This window comes from Lewinella sp. IMCC34183 (genome assembly GCF_003390915.1).
Lineage (GTDB): Bacteria > Bacteroidota > Bacteroidia > Chitinophagales > Saprospiraceae > Neolewinella.
Window position 1 is genome coordinate 1,071,269 of record NZ_QMEM01000001.1, and the last position, 12,998, is coordinate 1,084,266.

Annotated in this window: 12 protein-coding genes; 10 read left to right on the forward strand and 2 right to left on the reverse strand. The window is 63.5% G+C overall.

Annotation, left to right across the window (positions count from 1 at the left end; translation table 11 throughout):
- The first annotated feature begins 44 nt into the window (after nt 1–44).
- The 7 genes from DQG19_RS04455 (at nt 45) to DQG19_RS04485 (ending at nt 7,974) form a co-directional block, all read left to right on the forward strand.
- On the forward strand, nt 45–1,145 hold the full coding sequence (locus DQG19_RS04455) for a mandelate racemase/muconate lactonizing enzyme family protein (RefSeq protein WP_116124984.1): 1,101 nt from the start codon (nt 45–47) through the stop codon (nt 1,143–1,145).
- Nucleotides 1,142–2,524, forward strand: coding sequence for a class II fumarate hydratase (gene fumC, locus DQG19_RS04460; protein WP_116124985.1), 1,383 nt, complete (start codon nt 1,142–1,144; stop codon nt 2,522–2,524). The genes DQG19_RS04455 and fumC overlap by 4 nt, the downstream gene beginning before the upstream one ends.
- A gap of 123 nt (nt 2,525–2,647) precedes the next feature.
- On the forward strand, nt 2,648–4,666 hold the full coding sequence (locus DQG19_RS04465) for a BatA domain-containing protein (protein ID WP_116124986.1): 2,019 nt from the start codon (nt 2,648–2,650) through the stop codon (nt 4,664–4,666).
- A 57-nt stretch (nt 4,667–4,723) separates the two neighbouring features.
- Entirely contained in the window at nt 4,724–5,992 is a 1,269-nt protein-coding gene (locus tag DQG19_RS04470; protein WP_116124987.1) for a dihydroorotase, read from the forward strand.
- A complete protein-coding gene (locus tag DQG19_RS04475; RefSeq protein WP_116124988.1) occupies nt 5,977–6,930 on the forward strand; it encodes a glycosyltransferase family 2 protein in 954 nt (317 codons plus the stop codon). The genes DQG19_RS04470 and DQG19_RS04475 overlap by 16 nt, the downstream gene beginning before the upstream one ends.
- A complete protein-coding gene (locus DQG19_RS04480; protein ID WP_116124989.1) occupies nt 6,923–7,366 on the forward strand; it encodes a nucleoside deaminase in 444 nt (147 codons plus the stop codon). The genes DQG19_RS04475 and DQG19_RS04480 overlap by 8 nt, the downstream gene beginning before the upstream one ends.
- Nucleotides 7,367–7,443: 77 nt before the next feature.
- Nucleotides 7,444–7,974 carry a hypothetical protein gene (locus tag DQG19_RS04485; protein WP_116124990.1) on the forward strand — a complete coding sequence of 177 codons (531 nt, stop codon included), beginning with the start codon at nt 7,444–7,446 and terminating at the stop codon, nt 7,972–7,974.
- On the opposite strand, the gene gmk is transcribed toward DQG19_RS04485, so the two are convergent.
- Complete coding sequence (gene gmk, locus DQG19_RS04490) at nt 7,971–8,552, reverse strand: guanylate kinase (RefSeq protein WP_116124991.1); 582 nt, start codon at nt 8,550–8,552, stop codon at nt 7,971–7,973. The genes DQG19_RS04485 and gmk overlap by 4 nt on opposite strands.
- Nucleotides 8,542–9,435, reverse strand: a complete 894-nt coding sequence (locus DQG19_RS04495; RefSeq protein ID WP_116124992.1) for a YicC family protein — start codon at nt 9,433–9,435, stop codon at nt 8,542–8,544. Before DQG19_RS04495 ends, gmk begins: the two co-directional genes overlap by 11 nt.
- 203 nt (nt 9,436–9,638) lie before the next feature.
- Here DQG19_RS04495 and DQG19_RS04500 point away from each other — a divergent pair, with 203 nt between their 5' ends.
- From DQG19_RS04500 to DQG19_RS04510, 3 genes are all read left to right on the forward strand, one after another.
- Nucleotides 9,639–9,956 carry an HU family DNA-binding protein gene (locus tag DQG19_RS04500; protein ID WP_116124993.1) on the forward strand — a complete coding sequence of 106 codons (318 nt, stop codon included), beginning with the start codon at nt 9,639–9,641 and terminating at the stop codon, nt 9,954–9,956.
- A complete protein-coding gene (locus DQG19_RS04505; RefSeq protein ID WP_116124994.1) occupies nt 9,957–10,754 on the forward strand; it encodes a tetratricopeptide repeat protein in 798 nt (265 codons plus the stop codon).
- Nucleotides 10,755–11,410: 656 nt separating this feature from the next.
- Entirely contained in the window at nt 11,411–12,964 is a 1,554-nt protein-coding gene (locus tag DQG19_RS04510) for an Rne/Rng family ribonuclease (protein ID WP_116124995.1), read from the forward strand.
- Nucleotides 12,965–12,998 lie beyond the last annotated feature (34 nt).

Consider the following 12,998-nt stretch of genomic DNA (forward strand, 5'->3'; position numbering starts at 1 on the left):
TTACCTTCGTCTTGTTTCCTCCCTACGTGCCCCAAACTACCTGTATGACCGTTGCCGAAATCGTGCTTTTCCCCGTGCGGGTCCGGCTGGTGAAGCCATTTGTTATCTCCCTGGGACCGCTGACCCACGCCGAAAACCTGTTCGTCCGGGTGCGTACGGACGACGGACGTACCGGCTGGGGAGAGGCCAGCCCCTTCCCAACTATCCACGGCGAAACCCTGGACGGTGCCATCGCCACCGGTCGGTACCTGGGCAGCCTGCTTCTAGGTACGCCAGCCGACGACGCACCCGCGTACACCGCCCGCATGAACCGGGCACTGCACGGAAATTTCGCGATCAAGTCGGCCTTCGATATAGCGCTCCACGACCTGACCGCCCAGGCGGCGGAGCTGCCCCTGTACCGCTATCTCGGGGGAAAGGAACCCCGCCCCCTGCATACGGACTATACGGTAAGCCTCGGCACCGCCTCCGAGATGGCGGCCGATGCCCTGACCATCGTCGAGCGGGGATTTCCGGTCATCAAGGTGAAGCTCGGCGACGGGGCCGCGCGCGACATCGACCGGGTGAGCGCTATCGTCGGGGCCGTGGGTGACGATGTGCCACTGCGGCTCGATGCCAACCAGGGCTGGAGTTTTGAGGAAGCCGTGACGGCCCTGCGGGGGCTGGCCCGCTTCAACGTGCAGCACTGCGAAGCCCCCATCGACCGCTACGAATGGACGCGGCTGCCCGAGCTGCGCCGCCATAGCCCGATCCCGCTGATGGCCGACGAAAGCTGCTGGAACGAGCAGGATGCGCGCCGCCTGCTGGCCATCGGCGCCGTCGACCGGATCAACATCAAGCTGAGCAAGTCTGGCGGTCTCCACGTAGCCCGCAAGATCATCGACACCACGGACGTACCGCTCCAGGTGGGCGGCTTTCTGGAATCGCGCCTCGGCTTCACCGCCGCCGCCCACCTGGCCCTCAGCAGTGCGCGGGTGGCGTTTTGCGATTTCGACACTCCACTGATGCAGACCGAGGACCCCGTGGAGGGAGGGATCACCTACGGGCCGGGTGGGTTGGTGACCGTTCCGGATAGCCCGGGGCTGGGCGCCCGGCTGCGCCCGGAATATCAATTACCTTCGTCCGCCATAACCATTACACCATGAGTACCCGCCAGGAAAAAGACAGTATCGGATACGTAGACGTACCCGCCGAGCGCTACTGGGGCGCCCAGACCCAGCGCAGCTTCACCAATTTCGAGATCGGAGGCCAGCAAATGCCCGTGGAAGTCATCCGCGCCTTCGCCGTACTGAAGAAGGCCGCCGCCCGGACCAACGTGGCCCTGGGCGTGCTGGACGAAAAGAAATCGGACCTCATCGGCCGGGTCGCCGACGAGATCCTGGACGGCAAGCTAGACGATGAGTTTCCGCTCGTGGTCTGGCAGACCGGCTCCGGCACCCAGTCCAACATGAACGTCAATGAAGTCATCGCCAACCGCGGCCACGTGCTGCAGGGCGGAAAGCTCGACGACGCGGACAAGGCGCTCCACCCCAACGACGACGTCAACAAGAGCCAGTCGAGCAACGACACCTTCCCCACGGCCATGCACATTGCCGCCTACCGCATCCTGGTAGAGAACACGATCCCGGGCGTGGAGCAACTGCGCGACACCCTGCGCGCCAAGTCGGAGGAAATGATGGACGTGGTCAAGATCGGCCGCACCCACTTCATGGACGCGACCCCGCTCACGCTGGGCCAGGAATTCAGCGGCTACGTCAGCCAGCTGGACCACGGCCTCCGCGCCCTCCGGAACACCCTCGATCACCTGGCCGAACTGGCCCTGGGTGGGACCGCCGTCGGTACGGGCCTCAACGCCCCCGACGGCTATGCGGAGCAGGTGGCGCAGGAAATCGCCGACCTGACCGGACTGCCCTTCCGCACCGCGGAAAACAAGTTCGAAGCCCTGGCCGCCCACGATGCCATCGTCGAGGCCCACGGTGCCTTGAAAACACTGGCCGCCAGCCTTACCAAGGTCGGCAACGACGTGCGTATGCTGTCGAGCGGCCCCCGCTCCGGCATCGGGGAGATCATCATCCCCGCCAACGAGCCCGGCAGCAGCATTATGCCCGGCAAGGTAAATCCCACCCAAAGCGAAGCCCTCACCATGGCCATGGCGCAGGTAATGGGTAACGACGTCGCCATCAATATCGGGGGCATGACGGGACAGTTTGAGCTGAACGTCTTCAAGCCGTTAATGATCTACAACTTTCTGATGAGCGCCCGGCTGATCGGTGACGCCAGCCGCAGCTTCGAGCAGAACTGCGCCGCCGGCATCGAACCCAACCGCGGACGGATCCGCGAGCACCTGAACAACAGCCTGATGCTCGTCACCGCCCTCAATACCAAGATCGGCTACGACAAAGCCGCAAGTATTGCCAAGAAAGCCTACGCCGAGGAAACCACCCTGAAAGCAGCCGCGTTGGACCTGGGCTACCTCACCGCGGAGGAATTTGACGAGTGGGTTCGTCCGGAGGAAATGATTTAGTTCTGTAGTTCTGTAGTTCTGTAGTACCGATGATAACCAGCAACCCGCAACCAGCTAACCAGCAACCAGCAACCAGCAACCCGCAACCCGCAACCCGCAACCCGCAACCAGCCAACCCGCTAAATGTCCTTCCTTTTTCCTTCCTTCCTCTGGGCCCTGGGGCTGATCGCCATACCGGTGATCATCCACCTGTTCTATTTCCGGCGGTTCAAAAAGGTGTACTTCAGCAACGTCCGCTTTCTGCGGGAGGTGAAGGAGGAAACGAGCATGCGCAGCCGGCTACGGAACCTGCTGGTGCTGCTGCTGCGCTGCCTGGCCGTTGCGGCACTAGTGCTGGCCTTCGCTCAGCCTTTCCTGCCGGTGGAGGACGATGCCCTGCAGGGTCGCAAGGCGGTAAGTATCTACATCGACAACAGCTTTAGCATGGCCGCAGAGAGCGACCGGGCCCCGCTCCTGCAGGTAGCCCGCGACCGCGCCCGGGCCATCGTGGAGGCGTACGCGCCCGACGACCGGTTCCAGGTGCTTACCAACGCCTTCCGCGGCGGCGCCCAGCGCCTAATCGGCCGGGACGAGGCCCTGGACGCCATCGAGGAAGTGCGCGTAGGCCCGGAGAGCCGCCGCCTGTCCCGCGTGCTGGCCCGGCAAACCTCGGCCCTGACTACGGAGACGATCGACAACCGCATCGCGTACCTGATCTCCGATTTTCAGCGCAACGTGACCGACTTCACAGCGCCGGACACCAACGTGCAGGTAAACCTGGTGCCGCTGGCCGCCGTGCAGGAGCGAAACGTGGCCATCGATTCGGCCTGGTTCGACGCACCCGTACCCCAGCTCAACCAGAATAACCTGCTGCTCGTACGCGTGCGGAACTTCGGAGACCAGGCCGCGGATAATGTCCGGCTGAGCCTGGTGTACGACGGACAGACCAAGCCGGTTGGCACCCTGGCCGTGCCGGCGCGCGGCGCGGTCGTCGACAGCGTGTTCCTGAACATCAACCAGGGCGGCGCCGGTACGGCCCAACTCACCATCACGGACTACCCCGTGGAGTTCGACGATACCTACTACCTCTCCTTCCAGACCACCGACCGGGTGCGCGCCCTGCAGATCGACGGGGACGGGCGTTTCGACCGCAACCTGACCGCCGCCCTGGACCTGAACGTTTTCGATCCCACCCGGGTCACGGCCCAGGCCATCGACTACGGCAGCCTCGGCAGTTACGAGCTGGTCATTCTTACCGACCTGGCCAGCATCGGCACGGGCCTGGCCGAACAACTAAGGCAGTACGTGCGGGGCGGCGGTAACCTGCTGGTCTTTCCGCCCGCCGGAGCCGACCTCAGCAGCTACAATGCCTTCCTGCGTCCGCTGCCGGCCGACGAGCTGGGGGCCTACCAGGAGCAACAGCGCGAGGTAAGCGGACTCAACGATGAGGAGTTTGTATTCAGCGGCGTGTTCGAGAACCGCCGAGCCGCCCTGAACCTCCCCACTACCGCCGGCAACTATCCCCTGACCCGCTACGGCGGTCGCGGCCAGGAAAGCCTGCTAACCTACCGCGACGGCAGTACCGCCCTGGCAAAATTCGCGGCCGGCGGCGGTAACCTGTACCTGAGCGCCGCCCCCCTCGATCCTGCGGTCAGCGACCTGTCACGTAACGCCGAGGTATTCATCCCGATGCTCTACAAAATGGGGATCAGCAGCGGTCGCCGCCGGCCCGCCGCCTACACCATCGGACGCGACGAGGTGATCGAGACCAGCCGCCGGCAGGCGGGTGCCGACATCGTGTACAAGCTGCGCGGACCCGGCGGGGAGTTTATCCCCGAACAACGTGCGCTCGGGAACCGCGTGGCCCTCGGCCTCGGTGCCCAGGTACCGGAGGCGGGCGTCTATGACCTTATCATCGACGAGGAGCGGGTCGACGCTTTCGCCTTCAACTACGACCGGGCGGAATCCGACCTCACCTATACCTCCGCCACCGAGCTGGCCGACCTGCCGGACTACACCGTACTGGAAACCGACAACCCGGCGGCCCTGGTGGAGGACGTGCGCGCCCGCAACGAGGGCCGGCCCCTCTGGCGCTACTTCATCTGGATGGCCCTGCTCTGCTTACTGGGCGAAGCCCTGGTCCTGCGGCTCTGGTCCGTATAAGGGACGGCCGGATACGCCGGTCCCTAATTCCGCCCGCTTTGATACCTTTGCCCGCCTATGCTGCTTCGCTCCGTGACGATCACCGACCCTACCAGTCCCCACCACGGGCAGACCCGTGACGTGCGCGTGACCGCCGGCACCATCGCGGCCATCTCGGAAGGCCTGCCGCCCGAAGAGGGCGAGCGGGTATTCGAGGGGAAAAACGTCCGCCTCTCGCCCGGTTTCGTAGACATCGGCGCCTACCTGGGTGACCCGGGGCATGAAGAACGCGAAGACATCCGCAGCCTGACCGCCGCCGCCCAGGCCGGCGGTTACGTGGCCGTGGCCGTCCTGCCCAATACCGACCCCGTGCGCCAGTCCGTAGCGGACATGGCCTACCTCGATACCCATAACCGCGGCGGCGCGGTGGACCTGTTGCCCCTGGCCGCACTCAGCCGCGACGCCGCCGGACGCGACCTCACGGAGATGATGGAACTGGACTCCGCCGGCGCCGTGGGCTTCACCGACGGACCGGGACACCCGGCCTCCGGCAGCCTGCTGCGGCGGGGACTCGAGTACGCCCGCTCCTTCGGGGGGCTCGTGCTGGAAACCCCCTACGACTCCGAGCTCGCCGAGGATGGGCAGATCCACGAGGGCAGCATCAGCGTGCAGCTGGGCCTGCGGGGGATCCCTACCCTCTGCGAAACGATCCCGCTGCGCCGCAACCTCTCGCTGCTGGAATATACCGGCGGGCGCATGGCGGTACACCTCTTGTCCTCCGCCGAGGGGCTGTCCCTCGTCCGCGAGTACGCCGAAAGCTGCCCCGGCCTGGCGGGCTGTACGGTGGGCGCGCATCACCTCTGCTTCACCGACGGGGAGCTGGCGGGGTTTGATCCCAACTTCAAGATACTCCCGCCGCTGCGGGGTACCGCCGACCGCGACGCCCTCCGCATGGGCCTGGAAGAGGGGACCATCACGGCCATCGTGAGCCACCACCGCGCGCGCCACGGGGAAGAAAAAGACCTGGAATTTAGCTACGCCGCCTTCGGTGCCCGGGGGCTGGAAACCGCCCTGCGGCAGCAGCTCACCTGGGCGACCCGCCCCGAACAGCTCGACGCCGTCATTCGGGCGCTGACCGCGGGCCCCCGGCAGCTCCTCGGCATGGAGCCGGTCGTCGTTCGGGAAGGAGCCCCGGCCCGGCTGACCCTCTTTACCACTGCCGGGGAGTCGGAGATCACCGTCGCCGACCTGCGTGGCAAGACCACCAACAGCCCCCTGCTCGGGCACTCCCTGCCCGGGCGCGTCCTGGGTACGGTAAACCACGACCGGCTATGGACATCAGCGTAGTCGTCCCCCTCTATAACGAAGAAGAATCCCTGGGGGAACTCACCGACTGGATCGGCCGCGTGATGCGCGAAAACGGCTTCTCCTACGAAGTGTGGCTGGTCGACGACGGCAGCACCGACGACAGCTGGCGGATCGTGCAGCAACTCGCCGCCGCCAATGCCTGCCTGAAGGGTATCCGCTTTCAGCGCAATTACGGCAAAAGCCCGGCCCTGAACGTCGGATTCCAGCACGCTACCGGAGACGTGATCATCACGATGGATGCCGACCTCCAGGATAGCCCCGACGAGATCCCCGCCCTCTACCGCATGATCATGGACGAGGGCTACGACGTGGTATCCGGCTGGAAGAAGGAACGGCAGGACCCGCTCGGAAAAACCATCCCCTCCCGCTTCTTCAACCAGGTCACGCGGCTGGTCAGCGGCATTCAGCTGCACGACTTCAACTGCGGGCTCAAGAGCTACCGCCACCAGGTAATCAAGTCGATCGAGGTATACGGCGACATGCACCGCCACATGCCTCTGTTGGCCAAGTGGGCCGGCTTCCGAAAGATCGGGGAGAAGGTAGTGGAGCACCGGCCGCGCAAGTACGGCAGCTCCAAGTTCGGGCTCTCGCGGCTGGTCACGGGTTTTCTCGACCTGCTGACGCTCATGTTCGTGGGCAAGTTTGGCAAGCGGCCCATGCACCTCTTCGGTACCCTGGGCACGCTGATGTTCCTGATCGGCTTCGTGGCGTCCATCGTGATCGGTACCAAGAAGATCTACGCCCTGGCCAACAATATGCCGGGCATACTGGTCACCGACAACCCGTGGTTCTACATCAGCCTCACGACCATGGTACTGGGAACCATCCTCTTCGTGACCGGCTTTCTGGCCGAGCTGGTGGCCCGCTCCAACCCCGACCGCAACCACTACCTGGTAAAAGAGATCCTGGATGCTTGAGGTATACGACGACGCCTACTTCATGCGGCAGGCCCTGGGACAGGCCCGGCTGGCCGCCGCCATGGGGGAAATCCCCGTCGGGGCCGTTGTCGTCTCCCACGGGCGCATCATCGCCCGCGGCCACAACGAGACCGAGCGGCTGAGCGACGTCACCGCCCACGCCGAGATCATCGCCCTGACCGCCGCCGCCAACCACCTGGGCGACAAGTACCTGCTGGACTGCACCCTCTACGTGACCCTGGAGCCCTGCCCCATGTGCGCCGGGGCGTTGGCGTGGGCGCAGACCGCCCGCATCGTGTACGGCGCCAGCGACGACAAGCGGGGCTTCATGCGATTCGGGCGCGAGCTGCTCCACCCCAAGACGCGCCTGGAATTCGGCATCCTCCACGACGAGTGCGCCGAGCTCATGACAAGCTTCTTTCAGCAGCGCCGTTAAACTTGGCTTAAACCGGATTTTCACCGCACCCGCGGCCGCGCCGACCCCGTTCTTAGGCCTTACATACCCCGGCATCCATGTTACGTTTCCTCCCCCTGCTAGTTACTGTCTTTATGCTTACCGGCTGCGGCCCCCGGCTGCGCCCGTTCACCCAGCAGCTGGTCGAGGAGCAGCAGTGGGAGGAGGCCGACCTGCGGCGCATTCAGTTCTACCTGTCCGAAGACGTGGTGCTGCAGCGCGAACTGCGCAGCGGGAGCTCCCAGATCCGCAACGGTACGGTCAAGGTCATCAACGGCCGCGAGGTGGAGCAGGTCGTCTTCCGCCGCAATACGCCGGGGGTATTCACATTCAGCCCCAAGAGCCAGCGGGTGGCCGTTTCCTTCGAGGACGACGACCAGAACTTCCTGGTTTTCGGCCCCAACCCGAAAAACGGCGACCGCTACACGCTGCTGGCCAGCGACTGGGACCGCAACAGCGGCACCGTCAACTACGCCGGGCGGGAGTGGCGCGTATCGAGCGCCGATGCCTTCGCCAACCTGATGATCAGCCTGAAACGGATTCGCGACGAGGACACCCGCGGCCGTGTGGTACGGGGCCGCCGCCTTTAGTCGCGGAGAAAATCGCGGGCGATCAGCTCGGCCTCGGCCAGTGCCGTATCCAGGTCGTCGTTGACGAGTACCCGGTCGAAGCGATTGGCGTAGGCCAGCTCCTCCCCCGCCCGGGCGATGCGTACGCGCAAACTCTCGTCGTCCTCGGTGGAGCGGTCGCGCAGGCGCTGAAACAGCACGTCCTCGGAGGGCGGCGCGACAAAGATGGCCAGGCTGTCCTCGGGGTAGTATTCCTTGATGTTCGTGGCGCCCTTCACCTCGATATCGAAGACGACGGTGCGCCCCTGCTTCCGGATACGCTGTACCTCCTCGTGGAGGGTGCCGTAGAAGCGGCCGGGGTACACCTCCTCGTATTCGACGAAGGCGCCGGCGGCCACCCGGTCCAGGAATTCCCGGTTGCTCAGGAAATGGTAGTCGACCCCGTCGACCTCGCCGGGTCGCGGGGGGCGGGTCGTGGCCGATACGGAGAACGCCAGCTCACCGAAGGTGCGCAGCAGGTGGCGCACGATGGTCGTCTTGCCGGCGCCCGAGGGGGCCGTGAGGATGAGGAGTTTTCCGTGGGCGGGTTCAGGCGACATTGGCAAGCTGTTCTTTGATCATTTCCAGCTGTTCCTTCATATTGACGACAAGCTTCTGCAGGTCGGCGGAATACGACTTGGCCCCCAGCGTATTGATCTCGCGGCCGATCTCCTGGCTGATGAAGACGAGCTTGCGCCCTTTCACTTCGTCGTCGTTGGAGAGAATCTCCAGGAAGTACTCGCAGTTCTGGGAGAGGCGCACCTTTTCCTCGTTGATGTCCATTTTCTCGAGGTAGAAGAGGACTTCCTGCTCGTAGCGGTTCTTGTCGACGTTCTGCCGGCCGAGGTACTCGGCCAGGTGGCGCTCCATGCGGTTGCGGACGCCCTCGATACGCTGCTCGGAGTAATCGTCTACCCGTTCGAGCAGCTCCAGGATGGCGCCGACGCCGGTGCGGAGGTCTTCGGCCAGGGCGGCACCTTCCTGGTTGCGGTAGGCGTGCAGGCGGGACAGGGCATCGTTCACTACCGCCTGAATGTTCTCCCAGTCGCCGGGCCCGAGTTCGGCCAATCCGGATTCGATGATGCCGGGGGTCCGCAGCAGGGCCGGGACGAGGCCGTCCATGGTGTGCTCGGGCAGGGGCCGCTTGCCGTGGTCGTTGAGGCGAAAGTAGACGTCGTGGCTGATGGCGGAGAGCAGGGGCAGGTCGACGCGCACCTTGCCGGTGCCGGCCTCGTCGGTCATCTCGAGGGACATCTCCAGTTTGCCGCGCTTGGTTTCGGCGAGTACGTGCTTGCGCAATTCGAGTTCGCGGGCCTGCAGGTTGAGGTTGGAGCGCAGGCGCAGGTCGGACTGCTTGCTGTTGAGCCCGCGCAGCTCGGCGGTATAGGTTTTACCACCGTCGGTACGGACGGCGCGACCGTAACCGGTCATGGAAAGGAGCATGGTAGGGGTGTTGGTGCGCGGCGAAGATAACGGGAATTGCTTAGGGGGCCTCCCGGGGCCGGGGCGGGCACCTTAAAGGGAAGGAATTAATTCCTAAGTACTTGATAACAAAAGAAATAGTGTTGTTCGTTGGGTTAAAGCGGGTAAAAAGCAGATATTTGCACCGCTTTTTAGAACCCACGCTACGGGACAAAAAATACAGAATGAGAAAAGCTGACTTAGTGGCAAATATTGCCGACAAGACGGGCATCGCGAAGGTCGATGTACTGGTATCCCTGGAGAGCTTCTTTAAGGAAGTGAAGGGCAGCCTGGCCGAGGGCGAGAACGTTTACATCCGTGGCTTCGGCTCTTTTGTAGTCAAGAAGCGGGCCAAGAAGATCGGCCGTCACATCCAGAAGAACAAGGCCATCGAGATCCCCGAACACTACATCCCCGCCTTCAAGCCCGCGAAGATCTTCGTGGAGCAGGTAAAGGACAAGGTCTCCAGCCTGCCCGACGAAGACGACAACGACCTCGACTAGGTGAGAAAGACACAGTGGATCGCCGCCGGCCTGGCCTTCGTGCTCGTGCTGCTGACGTACTGGGGATGCCCCGTACGCCCCCCGGAGCTGGACGAAGGCTTTGCCGAACGGCCCCTGCAGGCCACCGGCCTGCAGTCCCTGGTCCGGGAGGCGCACGGCGCCCTAACGCCCGCCCAGGCGGCCACCGTGTCGACCCTCGAGGAACGCCTGCAATCACAGCAGGACGACAGCGCCCGCGTCGAGCTGCTAGAGCAACTGGCCAGCCAGTGGTACACCGCCGGCCAGCCCGGCATCTCCGGTGCCTACGCCCAGCAGATCGCCGAGATCCGCAATACGGAGGAGGCCTGGTCGATCGCCGCCACCACCTTTAGCCTGTGCCTCCGCCGGGAGGAACTGCCCGACAAGACCCGCCAATTCTGCGCGCTGGGGGCCGAGAGCGCCTACCAGGCCGCCATCAGCCTGAACCCGGCCAACGCGGAGAACCGGATCAACCTGGCCGTCACCTATACCGATAATCCCCCGCCCGACAACCCCATGAAGGGCATCCTGATGCTGCGGGAGCTCGAACAGCAGTACCCCGACGAACCCCGGGTGTACATCACCCTGGCCCAGCTCGCCATCCGTACCAACCAGCTCGACCGCGCCGCGGAGCGCCTGCTCACGGCCGACCGGCTGGACCCCGGCAACCCCGACGTGGTATGCCCCCTGGCCCGGGTCTTCGAGAACCTGGGACGGGCCGGAGAGGCCGATATTTACGCACGAAAGTGCTCGGAACTGCTCGAGAGTGCCGGCCGGTAGGGTTTGCTAAGGGGAATATCCTTACCTTCGCGGTTCGCTTTTCGCCGCCGGCGGATTGCACACAACTAATCAGGCTCCCCGTTTGTAGTAATAGGGAGTTTTATAACCACAATTTCTAACAAAAAACCTACCCGATATGCCGTGTGGAAAGAAGCGGAAGCGTCATAAGATTGCTACCCACAAACGGAAGAAGCGCCTGCGCAAGAACCGTCACAAGAAGAAGAACCGCTAGTATTCGCTAGCACCATACCTGACGGCCGGTGCACGGGTCTTTCCCGTGTGCCGGCCGTGACCGGTGTATACGCCCGCCCCGGCATGCGTTCGCCCCGCTCACGCGTTTTTTACGGGCACTACCGCCCCCGTTACGTCCTCCTTGCCTAACGGTCCCCTTTAGTTGTAGCATCGGCCGCCCTTACCGCCCCGCTGCCACCGCCAAGAAATTTTCCGCCACCTGTCGCGATATGCGTACGGCGGACCTGCCCCGGACCCTTTCCCGTTTGACGTACGTTTTACTCGCCTGAAACGGTCCGAATCCAAGCCTGCGGCCGGCCCCACTAGCCACCCTAGGTATGCCTTAGTTTAATCGATGCACGCGCATCCCTCCGACCCGGAACCCGGCGGAGGGTATTTGTGTATCCACCCAACCCTACTGTATAGTGGAAAAAGCAATGATCGTCTCGAGTACGGGCAAAGAAGTAGAAGTTGCCCTGCTGGAAGACGGAAAACTGGTGGAGATCCACCGCCAGCGGTCCACTGATCAATTCACCGTCGGGGATGTATTCCTCGGCCGCGTGAAGCGTGTGACCGCCCCCCTCAACGCCGCCTTCGTAGATATCGGCCACAAAAAAGACGCTTTCCTGCACTACACCGACCTGGGACCCAAGGTGCGCACCCTGCAGAAATACGCCGACAACGCCGTCAAGGGAAAGCTTCCCACGGCCAAGCTCGATCAGGTAAAATTCGAGCCGGAGATCGTCAAGACCGGCAAGATCGACGACGTATTCACCAAGAAGCAGGTCGTACTCACCCAGGTCCTCAAGGAGCCCATCAGCACCAAGGGACCCCGGCTGAGCTGCGAGATCACCATCCCGGGCCGCTACCTGGTCATCACCCCCTTCAGCGAGACGGTGGCCGTATCCAAAAAGATCAGCACCAGCGAGGAACGTAAACGCCTGCAACTACTCGTCGAGAGCATCCGGCCGACCAATTTCGGCGTCATCGTCCGTACCGCCGCCGAAGGCAAGGGCGTAGGCGAACTCCTCGAAGAGGTCAACGCCCTGGTGGAAAAATGGCAGACGATCGTAGACAGCGCCAAAGGAGCCACGCCCCCGGCCAAGTTGCTGAGCGAGGTCGACAAGACCACCGGTCTGCTGCGCGACCTTCTGACGCCCGATTTCACCAAGATCGTCGTCGACGACAAGGAACTTTACGATACCATCAAGGAATACGTGAAGGATATCGCCAAGGACCGCCCCAACCTGGTGCAGTTCCACAAGGCCAGCCGCCCCATCTTCGATGCCCACGGCGTCACCAAGCAGATCAAGAGCAGCTTCGGCAAAACGGCGACCATGGCCAGCGGGGCCTACGTCGTCATCGAGCATACCGAGGCGATGCATACCATCGACGTCAACAGCGGCAACAAGATGCCGAGCCAGAACCAGGCGGAGGCCGTCCTGAAGATCAACCTGGAAGCCGCCGAAGAGATCGCCCGCCAGCTCCGGCTGCGCGACATCGGCGGTATCATCGTGATCGACTTCATCGATATGCGCGACGCCGAGCACCGCAAGAAGCTGGCCCAGACGATGCGCAACGCGATGAAGAACGACCGCGCGCAGCACACCATCCTCCCCTTGAGCAAGTTCGGCCTGATGCAGATCACGCGGCAACGCGTCCGCCCCGAGGTGAAGATCACCACCGCCGAAAAGTGCCCCACCTGCAACGGTACCGGCAAGGTGAACGCGACCATCCTGCTCACCGACGAGATCGAGCGCGACCTGAACTTTATCATGGAAGCCCGGCCCAAGGCCAAGCTGAAACTGAAGGTACACCCCTACATTTCCGCCTACCTGAAGCGGGGCCTGCCCAGCGCCCAGATGAAGTGGTACATGAAGCACTACCGCTGGCTGGACATTCAGTCCGACAACGACTTCCCCATCACGACCTTCAAGTTCTTCGACAGCAAGGACGACGAGATCAAGCTGCAGAACTAGCATTGGCGTGTAGCAAAAGCATGTAGGGGGTAGG

What these genes read in the sequence shown, in the direction of transcription:
- DQG19_RS04475 (WP_116124988.1), top strand. Translation starts at nt 5,977, where the DNA reads ATGGACATCAGCGTAGTCGTCCCCCTCTATAACGAAGAAGAATCCCTG.
- DQG19_RS04470 (WP_116124987.1), top strand. Translation starts at nt 4,724, where the DNA reads ATGCTGCTTCGCTCCGTGACGATCACCGACCCTACCAGTCCCCACCAC.
- DQG19_RS04455 (WP_116124984.1), top strand. Translation starts at nt 45, where the DNA reads ATGACCGTTGCCGAAATCGTGCTTTTCCCCGTGCGGGTCCGGCTGGTG.
- DQG19_RS04495 (WP_116124992.1), bottom strand. Translation starts at nt 9,435, where the DNA reads ATGCTCCTTTCCATGACCGGTTACGGTCGCGCCGTCCGTACCGACGGT.
- DQG19_RS04465 (WP_116124986.1), top strand. Translation starts at nt 2,648, where the DNA reads ATGTCCTTCCTTTTTCCTTCCTTCCTCTGGGCCCTGGGGCTGATCGCC.
- DQG19_RS04485 (WP_116124990.1), top strand. Translation starts at nt 7,444, where the DNA reads ATGTTACGTTTCCTCCCCCTGCTAGTTACTGTCTTTATGCTTACCGGC.
- DQG19_RS04480 (WP_116124989.1), top strand. Translation starts at nt 6,923, where the DNA reads ATGCTTGAGGTATACGACGACGCCTACTTCATGCGGCAGGCCCTGGGA.
- fumC (WP_116124985.1), top strand. Translation starts at nt 1,142, where the DNA reads ATGAGTACCCGCCAGGAAAAAGACAGTATCGGATACGTAGACGTACCC.
- DQG19_RS04500 (WP_116124993.1), top strand. Translation starts at nt 9,639, where the DNA reads ATGAGAAAAGCTGACTTAGTGGCAAATATTGCCGACAAGACGGGCATC.
- gmk (WP_116124991.1), bottom strand. Translation starts at nt 8,552, where the DNA reads ATGTCGCCTGAACCCGCCCACGGAAAACTCCTCATCCTCACGGCCCCC.